At 48.1% G+C, this 15,523-nt stretch carries 15 protein-coding genes and 1 riboswitch; of the genes, 5 read left to right on the forward strand and 10 right to left on the reverse strand.

Annotated features, from left to right (window positions below; genetic code table 11):
* Positions 1–41 precede the first annotated feature (41 nt).
* The 8 genes from abc-f to ACU1JV_RS13640 form a co-directional block, all read right to left on the reverse strand.
* The gene (gene abc-f, locus ACU1JV_RS13605; RefSeq protein ID WP_413987170.1) at positions 42–2,126 is read right to left on the reverse strand and encodes a ribosomal protection-like ABC-F family protein; all 2,085 of its coding nucleotides are present in this window, start codon (positions 2,124–2,126) and stop codon (positions 42–44) included.
* A gap of 103 nt (positions 2,127–2,229) precedes the next feature.
* On the reverse strand, positions 2,230–2,373 hold the full coding sequence (locus ACU1JV_RS13610) for an RAxF-45 family protein (RefSeq protein WP_016822706.1): 144 nt from the start codon (positions 2,371–2,373) through the stop codon (positions 2,230–2,232).
* Positions 2,374–2,453: 80 nt separating this feature from the next.
* The gene (locus ACU1JV_RS13615) at positions 2,454–3,632 is read right to left on the reverse strand and encodes an MFS transporter (RefSeq protein WP_413987171.1); all 1,179 of its coding nucleotides are present in this window, start codon (positions 3,630–3,632) and stop codon (positions 2,454–2,456) included.
* A 67-nt stretch (positions 3,633–3,699) separates the two neighbouring features.
* Positions 3,700–3,799, reverse strand: a riboswitch (purine riboswitch).
* Positions 3,800–3,854: 55 nt separating this feature from the next.
* Positions 3,855–4,814: an acetylxylan esterase gene (locus ACU1JV_RS13620; protein ID WP_013373632.1), complete on the reverse strand. Its 960-nt coding sequence runs from the start codon at positions 4,812–4,814 to the stop codon at positions 3,855–3,857.
* 12 nt (positions 4,815–4,826) lie between these two features.
* The gene (locus ACU1JV_RS13625) at positions 4,827–5,876 is read right to left on the reverse strand and encodes a glycoside hydrolase family 130 protein (RefSeq protein ID WP_064961571.1); all 1,050 of its coding nucleotides are present in this window, start codon (positions 5,874–5,876) and stop codon (positions 4,827–4,829) included.
* Positions 5,877–5,920: 44 nt separating this feature from the next.
* Positions 5,921–6,754 (reverse strand): carbohydrate ABC transporter permease, encoded by an 834-nt coding sequence (locus ACU1JV_RS13630; RefSeq protein ID WP_025676717.1) that lies wholly within the window; start codon positions 6,752–6,754, stop codon positions 5,921–5,923.
* A 2-nt stretch (positions 6,755–6,756) separates the two neighbouring features.
* Positions 6,757–7,641, reverse strand: coding sequence for a carbohydrate ABC transporter permease (locus ACU1JV_RS13635; RefSeq protein ID WP_013373635.1), 885 nt, complete (start codon positions 7,639–7,641; stop codon positions 6,757–6,759).
* Positions 7,642–7,708: 67 nt separating this feature from the next.
* Positions 7,709–9,028: an ABC transporter substrate-binding protein gene (locus ACU1JV_RS13640; RefSeq protein WP_058830316.1), complete on the reverse strand. Its 1,320-nt coding sequence runs from the start codon at positions 9,026–9,028 to the stop codon at positions 7,709–7,711.
* A gap of 232 nt (positions 9,029–9,260) precedes the next feature.
* Here ACU1JV_RS13640 and ACU1JV_RS13645 point away from each other — a divergent pair, with 232 nt between their 5' ends.
* The 3 genes from ACU1JV_RS13645 (at position 9,261) to ACU1JV_RS13655 (ending at position 12,889) form a co-directional block, all read left to right on the forward strand.
* Positions 9,261–10,436: an AGE family epimerase/isomerase gene (locus ACU1JV_RS13645; protein ID WP_064961570.1), complete on the forward strand. Its 1,176-nt coding sequence runs from the start codon at positions 9,261–9,263 to the stop codon at positions 10,434–10,436.
* Positions 10,433–11,632 carry a glycoside hydrolase family 130 protein gene (locus tag ACU1JV_RS13650; RefSeq protein WP_413987173.1) on the forward strand — a complete coding sequence of 400 codons (1,200 nt, stop codon included), beginning with the start codon at positions 10,433–10,435 and terminating at the stop codon, positions 11,630–11,632. The genes ACU1JV_RS13645 and ACU1JV_RS13650 overlap by 4 nt, the downstream gene beginning before the upstream one ends.
* Positions 11,633–11,881: 249 nt before the next feature.
* Positions 11,882–12,889, forward strand: a complete 1,008-nt coding sequence (locus ACU1JV_RS13655) for a substrate-binding domain-containing protein (protein WP_040103815.1) — start codon at positions 11,882–11,884, stop codon at positions 12,887–12,889.
* A 102-nt stretch (positions 12,890–12,991) separates the two neighbouring features.
* On the opposite strand, the gene ACU1JV_RS13660 is transcribed toward ACU1JV_RS13655, so the two are convergent.
* The gene (locus ACU1JV_RS13660) at positions 12,992–13,204 is read right to left on the reverse strand and encodes a cold-shock protein (RefSeq protein WP_016822696.1); all 213 of its coding nucleotides are present in this window, start codon (positions 13,202–13,204) and stop codon (positions 12,992–12,994) included.
* 119 nt (positions 13,205–13,323) lie between these two features.
* The gene (locus tag ACU1JV_RS13665) at positions 13,324–13,839 is read right to left on the reverse strand and encodes a DUF2179 domain-containing protein (protein WP_413987174.1); all 516 of its coding nucleotides are present in this window, start codon (positions 13,837–13,839) and stop codon (positions 13,324–13,326) included.
* Positions 13,840–13,994: 155 nt separating this feature from the next.
* Here ACU1JV_RS13665 and ACU1JV_RS13670 point away from each other — a divergent pair, with 155 nt between their 5' ends.
* Both ACU1JV_RS13670 and ACU1JV_RS13675 read left to right on the forward strand, forming a co-directional pair.
* Positions 13,995–14,171 (forward strand): CsbD family protein, encoded by a 177-nt coding sequence (locus tag ACU1JV_RS13670; RefSeq protein WP_013373642.1) that lies wholly within the window; start codon positions 13,995–13,997, stop codon positions 14,169–14,171.
* 256 nt (positions 14,172–14,427) lie between these two features.
* Positions 14,428–15,471 carry a stalk domain-containing protein gene (locus tag ACU1JV_RS13675; RefSeq protein ID WP_413987175.1) on the forward strand — a complete coding sequence of 348 codons (1,044 nt, stop codon included), beginning with the start codon at positions 14,428–14,430 and terminating at the stop codon, positions 15,469–15,471.
* Positions 15,472–15,523 lie beyond the last annotated feature (52 nt).

The following is a 15,523-nucleotide window of genomic DNA, read 5'->3' on the forward strand; positions in this document are numbered from 1 at the left end:
TAAAATATACGTTTGCCTATCTTCAGCAACCAGCCTATCACTTACTCTAGTTCAATCCACTCGCCGAGCAACGTGTCCAGCTCCGCTTGCAGCTGCTCGCGGGCATTCCACAGCTCCGCCATGCGCGCCGTGTCACTACCAGTACCGAGCAGCTCCAGCTCGGCATCTGTCGCCGCCAATTCTGCTTCCTTGGCGGCAATCGCCCGCTCCAAGCGCTCGCGGGACGCAGCGGGCGAGCGGGATGGCTTCGCTGCCTTCGCTCCGCGTGCCCCACCCCGGGCATCGGGCGCCCCCATGCGACCTGCCGACCCGGAGCGAGCACGGCTCGCATCGGCTCCGGTGGTCGCTCCTGTCCGCGAAGCCGTTCCCGCATCATTGCTTGCTGCGCCAGCAGGCGTAGCTAGGCCCGAGCCTGAGCCGCCACCAGATGCGGTTCTACTTGCAGATGCCGATCGTCCCCCTGCATCCGCCTCATGTTGCAAGCGAGCGTTTTCCAGCTCCCGCTTCTTCGCGCGGTATTCATCGAAGCCGCCCAGATAAAAGGACAGCTTCCCGTTCTCCAGCTCCCACACGCGCCCAGCCAGCTTGTTCACAAAGTAGCGGTCATGGGAAATTGCCAGCACCGTTCCCGTGTAGGTGTCCAGCGCTTCCTCCAAGGCCTCGCGAGAGTCGATGTCCAAATGGTTCGTCGGCTCATCCAGCACCAGCAAATTCGGCTTTTTCATGACCAGCAGCGCCAGCCTTAAGCGGGACCACTCTCCACCGGACAGCATGCTCACAGGCTTAAACACATCGGCGCCGTAAAATAAATACTTCGCCAGCTGCCCGCGCGCCTCGCCTTCTTCCAGTCCTGCTTCCTCCTTGAAATAAGCAAGCACCGTTGCCCGGCTATCCCGTTCTCTCTCTTGTTGCGCCAAATATCCGTACTCGACGCGCGCGCCCCATTGGACCGTGCCTGTATCTGCGCTTTCCTGACCAAGCAACAGCTTGAGCAGCGTCGTTTTACCTGCGCCGTTATCGCCTAACAAAGCTACCTTTTCACCGAATTCTAGGCTCCCTGTAGCCCCGTTTAATATCTGACGTTCTCCATAGGCTTTGGCGATTTCTTCAAACTGAAGCACCCGGCGACCGGAACGATCCTCCAGTTTTAAGTTAAACTCTGCTCCCTGCGGGTCCAGTACAGGCCGCTTCACCAGTTCCATGCGCTCCAGCGCCTTGCGGATTGAGGCTGCCTTTTTGAAGAACTTTTCGTTGTCGCCATTGCGCCCCCACTCTTCCAAACGCCGAATGGCTTCCTTCATCTTTTTGATTCGCTTTTGCTGTTCCTTATAATCCTCAAATTGCAGCAGCAAACGTTCTTCCTTTTCCTTAACGTAGCCGCTGTAATTCGTATAGTACGTAAAGGCCTCGCCATCCTCCAGTTCGATCATCTTGCCAGCAACTCGATCCAGAAAATAGCGGTCATGGGATACAACCACACAGGCCCCGGTGTAGCTCTGCAAAAATTGCTCTAGCCATTCCAGCCCTTTCAAATCCAGATGGTTGGTTGGCTCATCCAGCAGCAACAAATCTGGCCGTCCAATGAGCTGTGATGCCAGCGCTATTTTGGTTTTCTCTCCGCCCGAGAGTGAACCGAAGTTGCGCGTATACATAGCTTTCGGAATACGCAGCCCATCCGCTACCTGATCTATATTGGCATCCATTTCATAGCCGCCGTTACGCTCAAACCGCTCTTGGAGAGAAGCATACATTTGCAGTAGCTTTTCCAACATCCCCGGGTTCGCTGCCACAATCGGATCTGACATTTCCCGTTCGAGCGTGCTCATCTGATTACGGCAATCCTTCAGCTCACGATAGGCGTAAGCCAGCGTTTCGTATACGGTGAAGTTTTCAAACTCCGCCGGGATTTGCGGCAAGTAGCCGATTTTCGTATCTTTGGCAATGACAAGCTGCCCTTCATCCGGGCGGGACAAGCGTGCAATCAGGCGTAAAAGGGTGGTTTTACCGCTTCCGTTGCGGCCGATGAGCCCCACCTTTTCTCCCTTATGGATATCAAACGTTGCTCCATCTAAAACCAGATTGGCAGCGTGGTATTTTTTCAATTGTTGACCATTTACAATATACATGTTCAGGCTCTCCTTTATTTAGGAAGACCCTTACCCAGGTAACACAAAAAGAGCCGCAGGAGCAAGCCCGCGACTCTTCGGAAGATACTGCAATCCGTTCGAGTTAAGGTAGGCGTCTTCTCGCGATGTTTACAACCGTATGATTAAAATTGGACAGACTTCTCCCGTTGTATGGAAAAGCATGAACAATGCCAGCCATAGCAATCGGCAGCTGGCTAATACGGTTGTTCAGCATCTCGTGATTCACCTACCTCACCCCCTTCTTCATAATTGGAAGTAGTATAACATGTTTTTTCGAATAATAAAAGGGAGAAATATCCTACTGGGCTATAAAACGGAGTGGTGTCCTCCGACTGTCTGCGATGTTCCAGCTCTGGTAATTGAAAACACGCCGCAGACAAAAGCAACAATCACAAATGCCCCGCCCACCCAGGCGTTTGTGGCAACAGAAGTACTATTCTCAATCACTACCCCTCCCAAGGCAGAACCGAGGGCGATCCCGACCTGGAGTGCAGAGAAATTAAAGCTTTGCTGAATACTGCCTGATTCGGGTGCATTTTCAATAAGATAACTTTGCATTGGGGGCGACAAGGCCCAGCTCAGGATTCCCCAGATGATCAGAAGCGGCACAAACACATACATCGAGTGAATCGAGAACGGCAGCAGGAACATCACAGCGATAAACACACCTACCACAATGAGAATACTTTTCGCTGTGCCGAATCGGTCGGCCAAAGAACCGCCAATAAAACCTCCACTCACTGCTGCTAGCCCAAAGACGAAATAGGCCACACTCACCCACGAGGCGTTCAAGCCCATCAGGTTTTCCAAAAACGGAGTGAAATAAGCATATAACGTGTAGTGTCCCGCCAGTGTTAGCGTTGTTACCAGATGGGCGCTGATTACTTTAACATTTTTCAAGGACTTCAACTGCTCACGCATAGGCACAACATGTTCTGTTGGAATCCGTTCCATAAACAAGTTCATGATGATCATAGAAACTACGGTCAACAAGGCAATAATCAGAAATAGCACCCGCCAGCCAAACGCATTTCCAATCAGCACCCCGGCTGGGATGCCTAGCACGATAGAGGAGCTGACCCCCATGGAGATCACACCGAGAACGCGGGCCTGATAAGCTTTGGACACCACTTTAACCGCAATGGTTAGTGACAATGTCACGATCAACGACCCACTTGCAGCAGTAACGATACGAGATATAAACAACACAGCATACTTCGGACTCCAGAAAGCCAGCAGACTTCCCAGGATAAAGATAAACATCGACCACAAATACAGTCGTTTTCGTTCAATTTTGGCGGTCAACGCCAACAAAGTCGGCCCGGCAATAGCGTACACAAGCGCATAGATCATGATAAGCTGTCCTGCCGTGCTCACAGAGACATTCAAATCCTGTGCAATCTGGGGCAGCACGCCACCGATAATCAACTCCACCAGACCTACCGTAAAGGTCGCAATGGTTAAAATAACTACTTTGAAGTTCATTACATTAGCTCCTTTGCTGTCATGTAAATCCCTCGTAACACGCAAAAAATCCTGACCACAAGAAATGTACAAGACGTACACTTTTTGTAATCAGGATTTATCGGTTCCTGGTAGAGACCCTCAAACCATATTATTGAGGTTATACAAATGGGGCATTCATTTATTACGCTTCACGAAGGTTATAGCTATTACTATAAAGGAGCCTTTAGCTAAGTTCAACCCCTAGAGCCGCAAAAATTCGCTCATGGCACGATCCGACAGATAGGGTAAATACTCATGACCATATTCGTGATACACAAGCAATTCCTTGTCCGATACGATTTTATTGTACACTGCGAACTGTGTGGAAGGTGGGCAAATCACATCGGATAGCCCTGTCACGAATAGCACCCGTCCTCGAATACGGTCTGCTAAATGTTGAATGTCGATGTAGCCTAAGCGGTGAAACACTTCGCTCTCACGTACATGATTGGGATCAAACCAGCGAAAATAATAAACCAGTTCCTCATAGGCCGATGTCGTTGCATCCAGCGCCCAAGCTCTTTTATAATCCGACAGGAACGGATATACCGGGACCGCCACACGGACACGCGGCTCCAATGCAGCACAGGCAACCGTTAGTGCCCCGCCTTGGGAGCAGCCAAATGCACCGATCCGTTCAGGGTCAACCTGCTCCATAGACATTAGAATGCGCACCGTCTGTACCGTATCCAAAAATACGTTGCGGTAATACAACCGATCCGGGTCCGGGTCGTCAATCCCGCGAATAATATGGCCGCGAACCGTCGTTCCCTGAACCTGCAAATTATCCTCGGACAGTCCGCCTTGTCCTCGGCAATCCATAGCCAGCACAGTGAATCCGTGTGCCGCATAGCTCACCTTGTCGAACCAGTCGCCACTATCGCAGGAATACCCATGGAACATCGCCAAGGCTGGACCTTGTTCCGTAAGATGCTTGGGACGAGCCAGCTTCCCATGTACCCTTGCCCCGCCCACTCCAGTAAAATACAGATGGTAACACTCCACCAGCGGAGAGACAAAATCGGCAGGCTCCAGTGTATATTCCAGTGGCTGTCGTTCCAGTTCTTGCAGCGCCCGTTCCCAATACTTATCAAAATCCTGCGGCTTCGGATTACTTCCCATATAGGATTGTAGCTGCTGTAAAGACATATCCTCCGGCATGTAAATTTCCTCCTACATCCGGCCGGATTCACGGTCATCTGCGACTACTTCATCCGTTGCGATGACATACTTCATAATGTCAGATACTGTCGTGTATGCGATACCTACATACGTATCAGCGGCTCCATAATAAATTGCAATTCTTCCGGTGTCCGCATCGTGCAGTGTAGCACACGGGAACACCACATTCGGCACAAAGCCACGCTCTTCGTACCATTCCTCCGGGGTCAACACGAAGTTGGAGGAACGATATTTAACTTTGGACGGATCATCCAGATCAAGAACAGCTACGCCCATGCTGTATACCAGTCCATTGCACGTGCCTGTCACCCCGTGATAGAACATCAGCCAGCCCTCAGTCGTCTCAATCGGTGCTGGTCCACCGCCAATCTTCACCGATTGCCACCAGCCCTGACCGCCCTTGCTCATTACATGACGGTGCTTGCCCCAATACACCAAGTCAGGACTTTCACTTAGAAAAATATCACCAAACGGGGTATGACCACTGTCGCTCGGACGGGATAGCAACATAAAGTTTCCATTTAGCTTGCGAGGTAACAGCACTCCGTTGCGATTAAACGGCAAGAACGGATTTTCCAATCGCACAAAGCTTTTGAAATCCTTCGTTTGTGCGATCCCCAGCGCTGCTCCATAAAAATCTGTGCACCAGATGATATAATACGTATCTTCCACTCGAACCAGACGCGGATCGTAAGCATAATTAGGCTGATACTCATTCCCTTCCTCATCGACCAGATGCAGACGCTCTGTCTCAATATCCCAAGCCAGCCCATCGTCACTCCAGCCGAGATGCAAATGCGGACGTCCATTAATCGTTTCAGCACGAAATATTCCTACAAACCGTCCTTCATACGGAGCTACTGCACTGTTGAAAATACGGGCAATGCCGGGTACCGGATTCCGTCCAATGACCGGGTTTTCAGTATGCCTCCACACCGGAGCCTCGCTACCTTCGGGCTTATCCTGCCACGGCATTTTCGACAGGCTATCTCCTACAATTCGTACGTTACCTACATCCAAATCCACATTCAATTTACTCATACTTGACTCTCCTCTCACCTAAACACTTTATTTTTTTGATCTTTCTATTTGACTGAACCCTGTGCAAATCCGTTATAGATATACTTTTGTAATGATAAAAACGCAACCAGCGTCGGAATAATCGCAATGATGATGCCCGCGCTAATGACCTCCCATTGCGATCCGTATGGCCCTTTAAACTTAAACAGTGCCGTCGATATCACCTGAAGACTTGTTTTGGGCATATACAGGAACGGGGTGTAAAAATCATTGTAAATATTAACACCCTTGATGATGATTACCGTCACAATGGCAGGCTTCAGCAGCGGCAAAATAATGCGCCAGTAGATGGTCAGATAGGAAGCCCCATCCAACATGGCCGACTCATCCAGCGCCACTGCGATGGAATCCAGAAACTGAAGGAAAATATACACCGCAATAATATCGGTTCCCAAATACAGTAAAATAGCTGCCCAAGGTGTGTTAAACAGTTCCAGTTTGTTAATGATCTGGAATGTCGATACCTGTGTCGTCACCCCCGGAATGAGCGTGGCGAGCAAGAACGCACCCAGCATGAGACTTTTACCTTTAAATTTAAAACGGTTCAAAATATACGCGATCATGGAACCGGTCAACGTAGCCCCGATGATGGAGATCAGCAAAATAAAGGCTGTGTTCAAAAATCCGGTTAGCATATTTCCATCCACAAAGGCTTTGGCGTAGTTCGCCCAGTTCAGCCAGTTCACCGGGGGAGTCAGAGGACTGCTTGCCGCATATTCAGCCTTCGTCTTCAAAGATGCAAACAAAATCACAACAATCGGCAGTAGAGCAATGAACGCACCTAGCAATAGCGCGGCATACTTGATGCTGTTTGCCAGCAATCTTTTTAGCTTATACATGATTAGTCCTCCTCCCCCCGAATCAGCAACCGCTGAAGCAACGTAACAGCAATTACGATCAACAGCAGAACAACCGCCATCGCCGAGGCCAAACCAACCTTGCTGTATTTGAATGCCACATCAATCGTCTGAATGACGAACGTTTTACTGCCGTTGGAGCCACCGGTCATAATGTAAGGAATATCGAATGCACTGATCGCACCGCTAATTGCCAGGATCAGGTTCAGCTGCAAAATTCGCTTGATGGTCGGCAAAATTATAGAGCGGAACTGATGCCAGCGGTTGGCTCCGTCGATATCGGCTGCTTCATACAGATCACTGGATATAGAAGAAATCGCACCTAGAAACACAATAAAGTTAAAGCCCATGTATCTCCAGATCGACGTACCAGCCAGCGAAATATTAATAATCTCCGGGTTGCCCAGCCACAGCTTGACATACGAACCCAGCCCCACTGCCTGAAGCAGAGTATCGAGGGTACCATCCGGTTTAAAAAAGAATAGAAAAATAAAACCAATCGCCACCCCGTTCATCAGGGAAGGGAAGAACAAAATGCCTTTAAAGAAATTTTTAAACCAGGTTTGAAAGCTGAGAATGGTTGCAAAATAAAGGGCCAAACCCATCTGTACAAACGTGGCTACAAAGTAATACAGACTGACCTTAAACACCGAGAAATACTCGGGGTCGGTAAAGATTTTGATATAGTTTTCAAAACCCACATATTCCAGACGCTTACTATAGCCGTTCCAGTCTGAAAAGCTGTATTTAAACATATTGATCACCGGCAAGTATGCAAAAGTGACCAGCAGCGCCAGCGGAATAAATGAAAAGGCAACAATAATCGCTAATCTTTGTTTGGAGTAGCTGAGATTCGAAAATTTAAACATGCTGCACCTCCTGGCTATCCGTCCATCAACTGCCACGTCAATCTCTTCTTATGGTCAGTTCAGATGGCTATTTTGCTTCCTTGGCTGCCACTTCAGCACGCGCCTTCACCCATGCATCGTTCAGATCCTTCATAATGGTGTCATACGATTCCGGGCGATTACCCACCGCTGCCTCAATAATGCGTTTCTTGAAATCAGGCTGCCACAAGCCGATTTCTCCCATTTTATCGATTTTATCGACAATTCCTTCCTGCCCCTTCGGAGACGGAGTCAGCGCTTCAAAAGCAACGCCCTCATTCTCGTACTGCTTCAAAATGGCAGGCATTGCGGCACCCTTCAGCGGACTAATGCTGCCTGCCTGCTCTACTGCATAGTTGGACTTTTCGGTAAACCAATCCACCCAGGCACGGGCCGCCTCTTTATTTTCACTGTTTACGTTAATAGCGAGGTTAAAGTCACCTGCCAGCGGTACAAGCACCTTGGAGGCATTCGTCGGGAAAGGCATAAAACCGATATCATCCTTGTTAGAAGCTACGCTTTTGATCTGATCAATCGCCCAAGAGCCAAGGACCATCGTACCGATTTTGCCTTGTGCAAGATCCGCCTTGGAGGTCTCCCAATCCGTAGTCGTTGGATCTTTTTCAATTAGACCATTTTTAGCCGCATCGTACAGGACCTTGTACAGCTCATAGTGGGGCTGGCCCTTCGTGAAATTATCATCCGAATTCGGTTGTGTCACATTTACGTATTCCTTCGTACCCGCTACTGTCGCCAGGCTAGACTCCCACTGGGTCAGCGCCCAACCAGAGGCATAGTTCGTAAACAGCGGTACTGCCTTGGTTTTGTCCTTAATTTGCTGTAACGCTTTCAGGAATTGATCCGGTGTTTTAGGAATTTGTGTGATTCCTGCTTCCTTGAACACTTTTTTGTTATAAATCACGCCAGAGTAAACCATCGCAATCGGAATACCGTAGCTGTTACCATCCACTGTACGTTCTTCAATGCCGGTATACTTGTTTTTCATCTCGTCATAAGTACCTAGAGGCTCAAAAAAATTAGGAAGCTCCTCAATCGGAATGCTGCCAGGAATCAGCAAGACATCTCCGTAATCCCGGGTCCCCATCCGAATTTTAATTTGACCATCATAATCGGCCAATGCCTGAAAATTAACCTTCACGTTCGGATAAAGTTTGTTAAATTCCTTGGCGTAATCCTGAAATACGGTATCCACAATATCTGTCCGCTGTGTGATAACCGTAATCTCCCCTTCCGGTCCCTTCGGATCAGAACCGGCAGCTGGCGCATCCTTCTTTGAGCTACAGCCAGTAAACAGCCCCGCTATCAAAAGCACGGATAGTAATGACATCAAAACCTTGGACAACTTCATGAGACGACCCCTCCTGTTGTTTTTGAATAAGGTTATCGTTAAACTAACAAAATCATTTTATTATGTTAGCGCTTACCGTGTCAATTACAATATTTTTTTGTAAAAATAGCGCTCTCATATTATGTTAAAACACGAATCTAGCATGGTTGACAGTTTATAAACACCTAGATATAATACTTCTGTAAAGTTAACGATAAACTAATAAATAATTTTCCGAAGGAGGCTTTGTCTCTTGGAAACACTAGTACACGAAATTAGACAGGAATGGAAGGAACACATACTCCCATTCTGGTTAGGCTTGAAAGATGAAGCGCATGGCGGATTTTATGGAGAGGTAGACGTGGATCTGCACATCCATAAACAAGCGGACAAAGGTGGCATCGCCACTGCGCGACTACTTTGGTCTTTCTCAGCAGCAGCCCGTGTAACTGGGGAACGCGCCTATGCAGACGCGGCACGACATGCCTTTACATTTCTGCAAGATCACCTGCTTGACCCGTTACATGGAGGAATGTACTGGATGGTGAACTACACGGGGCAGCCGGTGGATACGTGCAAGCATGTATATGCGCAGGCATTTGCCATCTATGCGCTGGCAGAATATGCACGAGCTACGGATGACCCGAATGCATTGCCACTGGCAATGGAACTGTTTCATCTGGTGGAACAAAAGGGGTATGATCCTGCTCTACAGGCATACGGTGAACAATATGATCGTTCGTGGAACGCGCAGCCTAATGAGCTACTCAGCGAAAATGGAGTTACCGCGCATATTACCATGAATACGCATATTCATGTTTTGGAAGCGTATACCCAATTGCTACGTGCCTACCCAAACGAAGAGGTTCGGGATGCACTGAAGAACGTGCTGGACATTTTATACCATCGTGTTTACGATGCTTCCGCCCGGCGCTTGGGAGTGTTCTTCGATCGCGAATGGCGCTCACTGCTCGATCTGACCTCATATGGTCACGACATCGAAGCCAGCTGGTTGATGGAGGACGCAATGAATGTACTGGGTTATCATCCATCCGAGTATGTGAACATGGTGTTGGATATTGCCGGCGCGGTAGCTGAGCGGGCTATTCAGCCAGACGGATCGCTCATCAACGAGCGGGAGGGAGAGCGGGTAGACACTTCACGTATCTGGTGGGTACAGGCCGAAGCAATGGTTGGTTTTTACAATGCGTTTCAGCGGACACAGGATGAACGATTTTTGCACATTGTGCGAAATCTATGGACCTATACCCGACAATATATCATCGACCCGCGCGCCGGAGGCGAATGGTTCTGGTCAGTTCAAGCCGACGGTAAGCCTGATGCGAGAGAGATTGCAGGCCCTTGGAAGTGCCCATATCATAACAGCCGATTTTGTATCGAAATGTTAGAAAGGATGGAAAAACAATGATTCATAGCAAATACAATGAGCTGCTGTTGCAGCAAGAAGAACTGATTACGCGCCCCAATGAGGTTAAAACCTCCTTTTACAATGGTATCTATGAACGCTACCTCTATCCGGTGCTCACACGCCATCATGTTCCCATTCACTGGCGGTTTGACCTGGATGCACAAACCAACCCCTTTTTCATGGAACGACTGGGTGTGAATGCGGCATTGAATCCTGGAGCGATCTATCATGAAGGAAAATACATCCTTGTTTCACGCACCGAGGGACTGGATCGAAAGTCTTTTTTTGCCTTGGCAGAGAGCGATAACGGCATTGATCAGTTTCGGTTCATTGATGCTCCCTTAGTATGGGATGATATCGACCCGGATGAAACTAATATGTACGATATGCGGCTGGTGAAGCATGAGGACGGCTGGATTTACGGTATTTATTGCTCAGAGAAAAAAGACCCTGACGCGCCAGCCCACGATACCTCCAGCGCTGTCGCTCAGGCTGGACTGGTCCGCACTCGTGATCTCCGCACATGGACCCGGCTTCCCAACATCACTACCCAGTCCCCGCAGCAACGCAACGTTGTCCTGCACCCCGAATTTGTGGACGGTCAATATGCCTTCTATACTCGTCCCCAAGATGGGTTTATTTCCACCGGTTCAGGCGGAGGCATCGCGTTCGGTCTCTGCAAAGATATTACACAGCCCGTGATTGAACATGAGACAGTCATTGACGAGCGCTACTATCATACGGTATACGAAGTCAAGAACGGGCAAGGTCCTGCTCCGATCAAAACGAGTCGTGGCTGGATTCATATCGCTCACGGGGTACGCAATACAGCCGCCGGGCTGCGATATGTGCTGTATACCTTTGCCACCAGTTTGGAAGACCCTACGCGCGTCATTGCCAAGCCTGGCGGGCATTTTCTGGCTCCTTATGATGAGGAACGCGTGGGTGATGTTTCGAATGTTATTTTCTGCAATGGGGCAGTCGTTAATGAACGAGATGAAGTCTTCATATACTACGCGTCCAGTGATACACGTATCCACGTAGCGACGACCACCATTGCCCGTCTAGAAGACTACACCTTCAATACACCGTCCGACCCATTGCGTTCTCTCGGCAGCGCCGCTATCCGCCGTGAGCTGATCCATCGCAATGAAGCGCTATTGCAAGCAAGCAACCGTCCTTTCCAGCAGATCTAAGCCGTAAGCTTTATCCTGCTTGTGGAACCATGTATACTATCCATAGAACAACTGTTACCCGCAGGCTAATTGTTGTTCTATGGGCAGCTATGGCTGCCAGTCCTTGTATCTTTATAGAGCAGCTGCACCGCTAAGCTAATTGAATTTCTACAAGCGGATAAGCTATCCATATTCACCCCAGCATTTTGCAACTCTTATCTGGATGTAGGCAAAATGCTTATCTTTTTAAAATTGGAAGGCGGAACAGGAATGAAGAGCAACGTAACGATGCGGGATATTGCAGATAAGCTGGGAATAAGCAGCGTGACCGTGTCGAAGGCGCTCAATGACAAGGATGGGGTTAGCGAGGAGCTAAAAGAACGTATTAAAACGCTCGCGGGCGAAATGGGTTATCGTTTCAATACCGTTGCCAAGTCCATGAAGGAAGGGCTCACCTATAACATTGGTGTTGTCATCCCTGAACGTTTTACCGGTCCTGGCCAATCGTTTTATCTGCATATTTACCAGCAAATTTCACGAGCACTGGAGCCATACGGCTACTACGGGATCCTTCACATCCTCCATCGCGAGGACGAAGAACAGCTTAATCTGCCACGTATCTATTACGACCGTAAGGTGGACGGCTTCATTCTTCTGGGCCAGGTGAGCAAGCCATATATTGAGCTGGTACAAACCATGGACCAACCTAAAATGTTTCTCGACTTTTATGATGAGCATGCCGATATCGACTCTGTGGTGACGGATAATTTTTACGGAGCCTATGAGCTGACCAACTACTTGATCGCCCAGGGGCACCGAGATATTGCTTATGTGGGAAATATCTATTCCACCAGTAGTATTCAAGATCGTTTCCTCGGCTACTATAAATCCTTGCTGGAGCACAGGTTGCCCCTCCGTAACGAGTGGGTACTCAGTGACCGGGACGACGAAGGGTCCTATGTTGAAATGGAGCTGCCTCAGCCACTACCGACCGCCTTTGTATGCAACTGCGATCAGGTTGCTCACAATCTGGTGCACCAGCTGATTGGTCTGGGATACCGCGTACCCGAGGATTGCTCTGTAGTCGGCTTTGATAACGATGTATACGCCACGCTTATTGTTCCGCAACTGACCACGGTCGGAGTAGACATTGAGCAAATGGCACGTACCGCGGTGGATTCAATGATGAAAAAAATAAGCCATCCCGGCAGTCGTTTTGGTCGAGTCCTTGTACAGGGTCATATTGTATATCGTGATTCCGTGCAGCCCCTTGAGTGATCATGATCAGTGAATTTCCACAACCAAAAGCCGCTCAGCATGTCGCTGGAGCGGCTTTTGACGTTTAGAATCTTTGCAGCGTAATCATAGGCTTACCTTCAATTAAGAACGCTGGGCGACAAAGGAATTGCCCGTCCGATTGAGAATCGGCAGCATCCGCATTTCCTGCCCCATCGTGGCCTGGCAAAGTGGACAAGCTGGCTCGCTCAAAAAGGTAAAATCCGTTCTCATCCATCCGTTGCAACCCTCGTTGGTACACGACCAAATAGCCGTATTTTCCTCTGGAATGATTTCCGGGGCCTGGCGTCTGTACATCTATATCCCCCCTTGGTTGTTATAGGGGAACATCCCCTGTCGGCATACTGTTAATTCCCTCCTGTGCGGGTATTAATATGCTCCAACCTACGGAAAATATGCGTATTTTACCAAAATCCTTATTTGCGGATAGCCTTGGTCCAGAAACCGCCGTGAAATTGCTTTGGCTCCACTGTAATGACAAAAGCCTTGGGGTCCAGCTCCAGAATGGATTGATACAGCTTATTCTGGTTTTTTCGCTTGGCCAATATCTCCATCACCAAACGTTCTCCATCACGTCCACTGCCCAGCCAGGCTGTAACGCCGTAGCCTTTGTCTCGCAGCGCATTGGCAATCCCTCCATTGATTTCATTACTGATCACCTTCACGGTGACATAACCGAGCGCTATTTTTTCCTCAATCCATGCTCCAATAAGAATACCCACTGCGTAGCCGATGGCGTATACCGCAAGACTTGCCACTTGATCCAGATATTTAAGCACGACATTCAAGCCCAACACATAGACCGTAACTTCTACGGTGCTAATGAGTGCAGCAATATACTTCTGTCCTTTCAGCGTCAAAATCATGCGTAGTGTATACGCCGATACATAGATAAGTTGAATAACGAGAATAAACAATAAAATTCTGAGCATATGCTCACTCCCCATTCCACGATCTAATTAACCCATATCTAACATTATGCCCCTGTCTGTGATCTACAGCCTCACGTTTCGTATTACCCTCGCTCGGGTAATGAGTAACTACAGCATGCTGAAAGAAAGTTTGATTATATGAGGAGGGCTATACCATGAAGGATAACGGAATTAGCGATAAAATCAAAGGTAATGTAAATAAAGCTAAAGGCGAAATCAAGGATCAAATCGGGAACGCTACAGATAATAAGTCACTTCAAGCCGAAGGTAAATTGGATAAAGCCAAAGGCCATCTTCAGGAAACAGCAGGCAAACTGAAGGACCACAAATAAGCCAACTTTCAATACCCTAACGCACTGTACTCCAAACAAGTCCGCTGTCTTGTACAGTGGGCTTGTTTTATTTTGTTCGGTTACTTTTGGAAAAAATATTTACGCAAACAGGGCAACTTTTACAGTCGCTTTTGCGTCTAACTAATATAAGCACAACCAATAACAACCCTTCCAACCTGTTGGATTTTGTATGTATTAATGTTACTCTAGTCTATGTATCAAGCTATAATTCTTAAATAAAGGGGTAGACCAACGAATGAAATCATTGAAGTCCATGAAGAAACCAGTCATCATCACTGCCGTGTCGGCCTTGGCCATCTCCGGGGCTCTGTTCAGCCAATCTACATATGCTGCACAAGTAACTAAGCCGATCCAAGCAGTATATAACAATATTAAAATTATCTACAACGGAACCGAGGTTCCTGCTGATGCTAAAACAGAACCATTTCTGCTGGATGGCGTGACGTATATCCCGCTGAAGCTGGCAGGTACTGCTTTGGATAAAAAAGTAACATGGGATGGCACAAACAAACGCGTAGTCATTGCTGACAACGGCGTTCCTATTGATCAGTCTACGGTTACAGCACTGAACAACCAGATTACGACGCTGACGCAGGAACTGAACACAGCGAAAGCAGCGAACACAACGAAAGACGCTACCATTGCTCAACTGCAAAAAGACAATCAGACGCTGAAAGATGAAGCGAGCAAAAATAGTTCAGACTCTTTGAAAGATCTCCAACGTAAGCTGAATGATGATCACCGGGATGACTACAACACCAACTCGGATATCACGCTGGATGGTAACAAAAAAGATATTTCAGTGACCATCGAAATGACGAAATCCAGATGGACTGACCTAACCAACAGCAGAAAGGAAAGCTTCCTGGAGGATATCGTAGAAGATATTTTGAAAGAGTATAAAGATGCCGATATTGAAGGCACAGTGAAAAACTCCAGTAATAGAGATAAAATGGCGACCTTTACAACCAACAGCAGAGGCGATGTTACTTTGAAGGATGTAGCTTCTTCTCTGGATTCAAGTGCGATCCAACGTAACTTGTCCGATAGATATGGTACCTATAATGGAGTCGGCTTTGATTTCACCGTACGAGGCGACAGCAGTGAAGCTATCGTTGAGGTTTATGTAAATTCGGATGACTGGAATAAACTTTCGAACAATCAAAAAAACAACCTGACAGATGGCGTTACTGATTATCTTAAAGACAGACAGTCAGTATCCAAAGTCGTTGGATATGTACGTAATAAAGGAAACAGCAGCCAAATCATTACTTTCTAAGATTAACCTTCCGAAAAAAGCGACAAGGCTTAAGCCCTTGTCGCTTTTTTTA

This window comes from Paenibacillus sp. T2-29, from assembly GCF_052921365.1.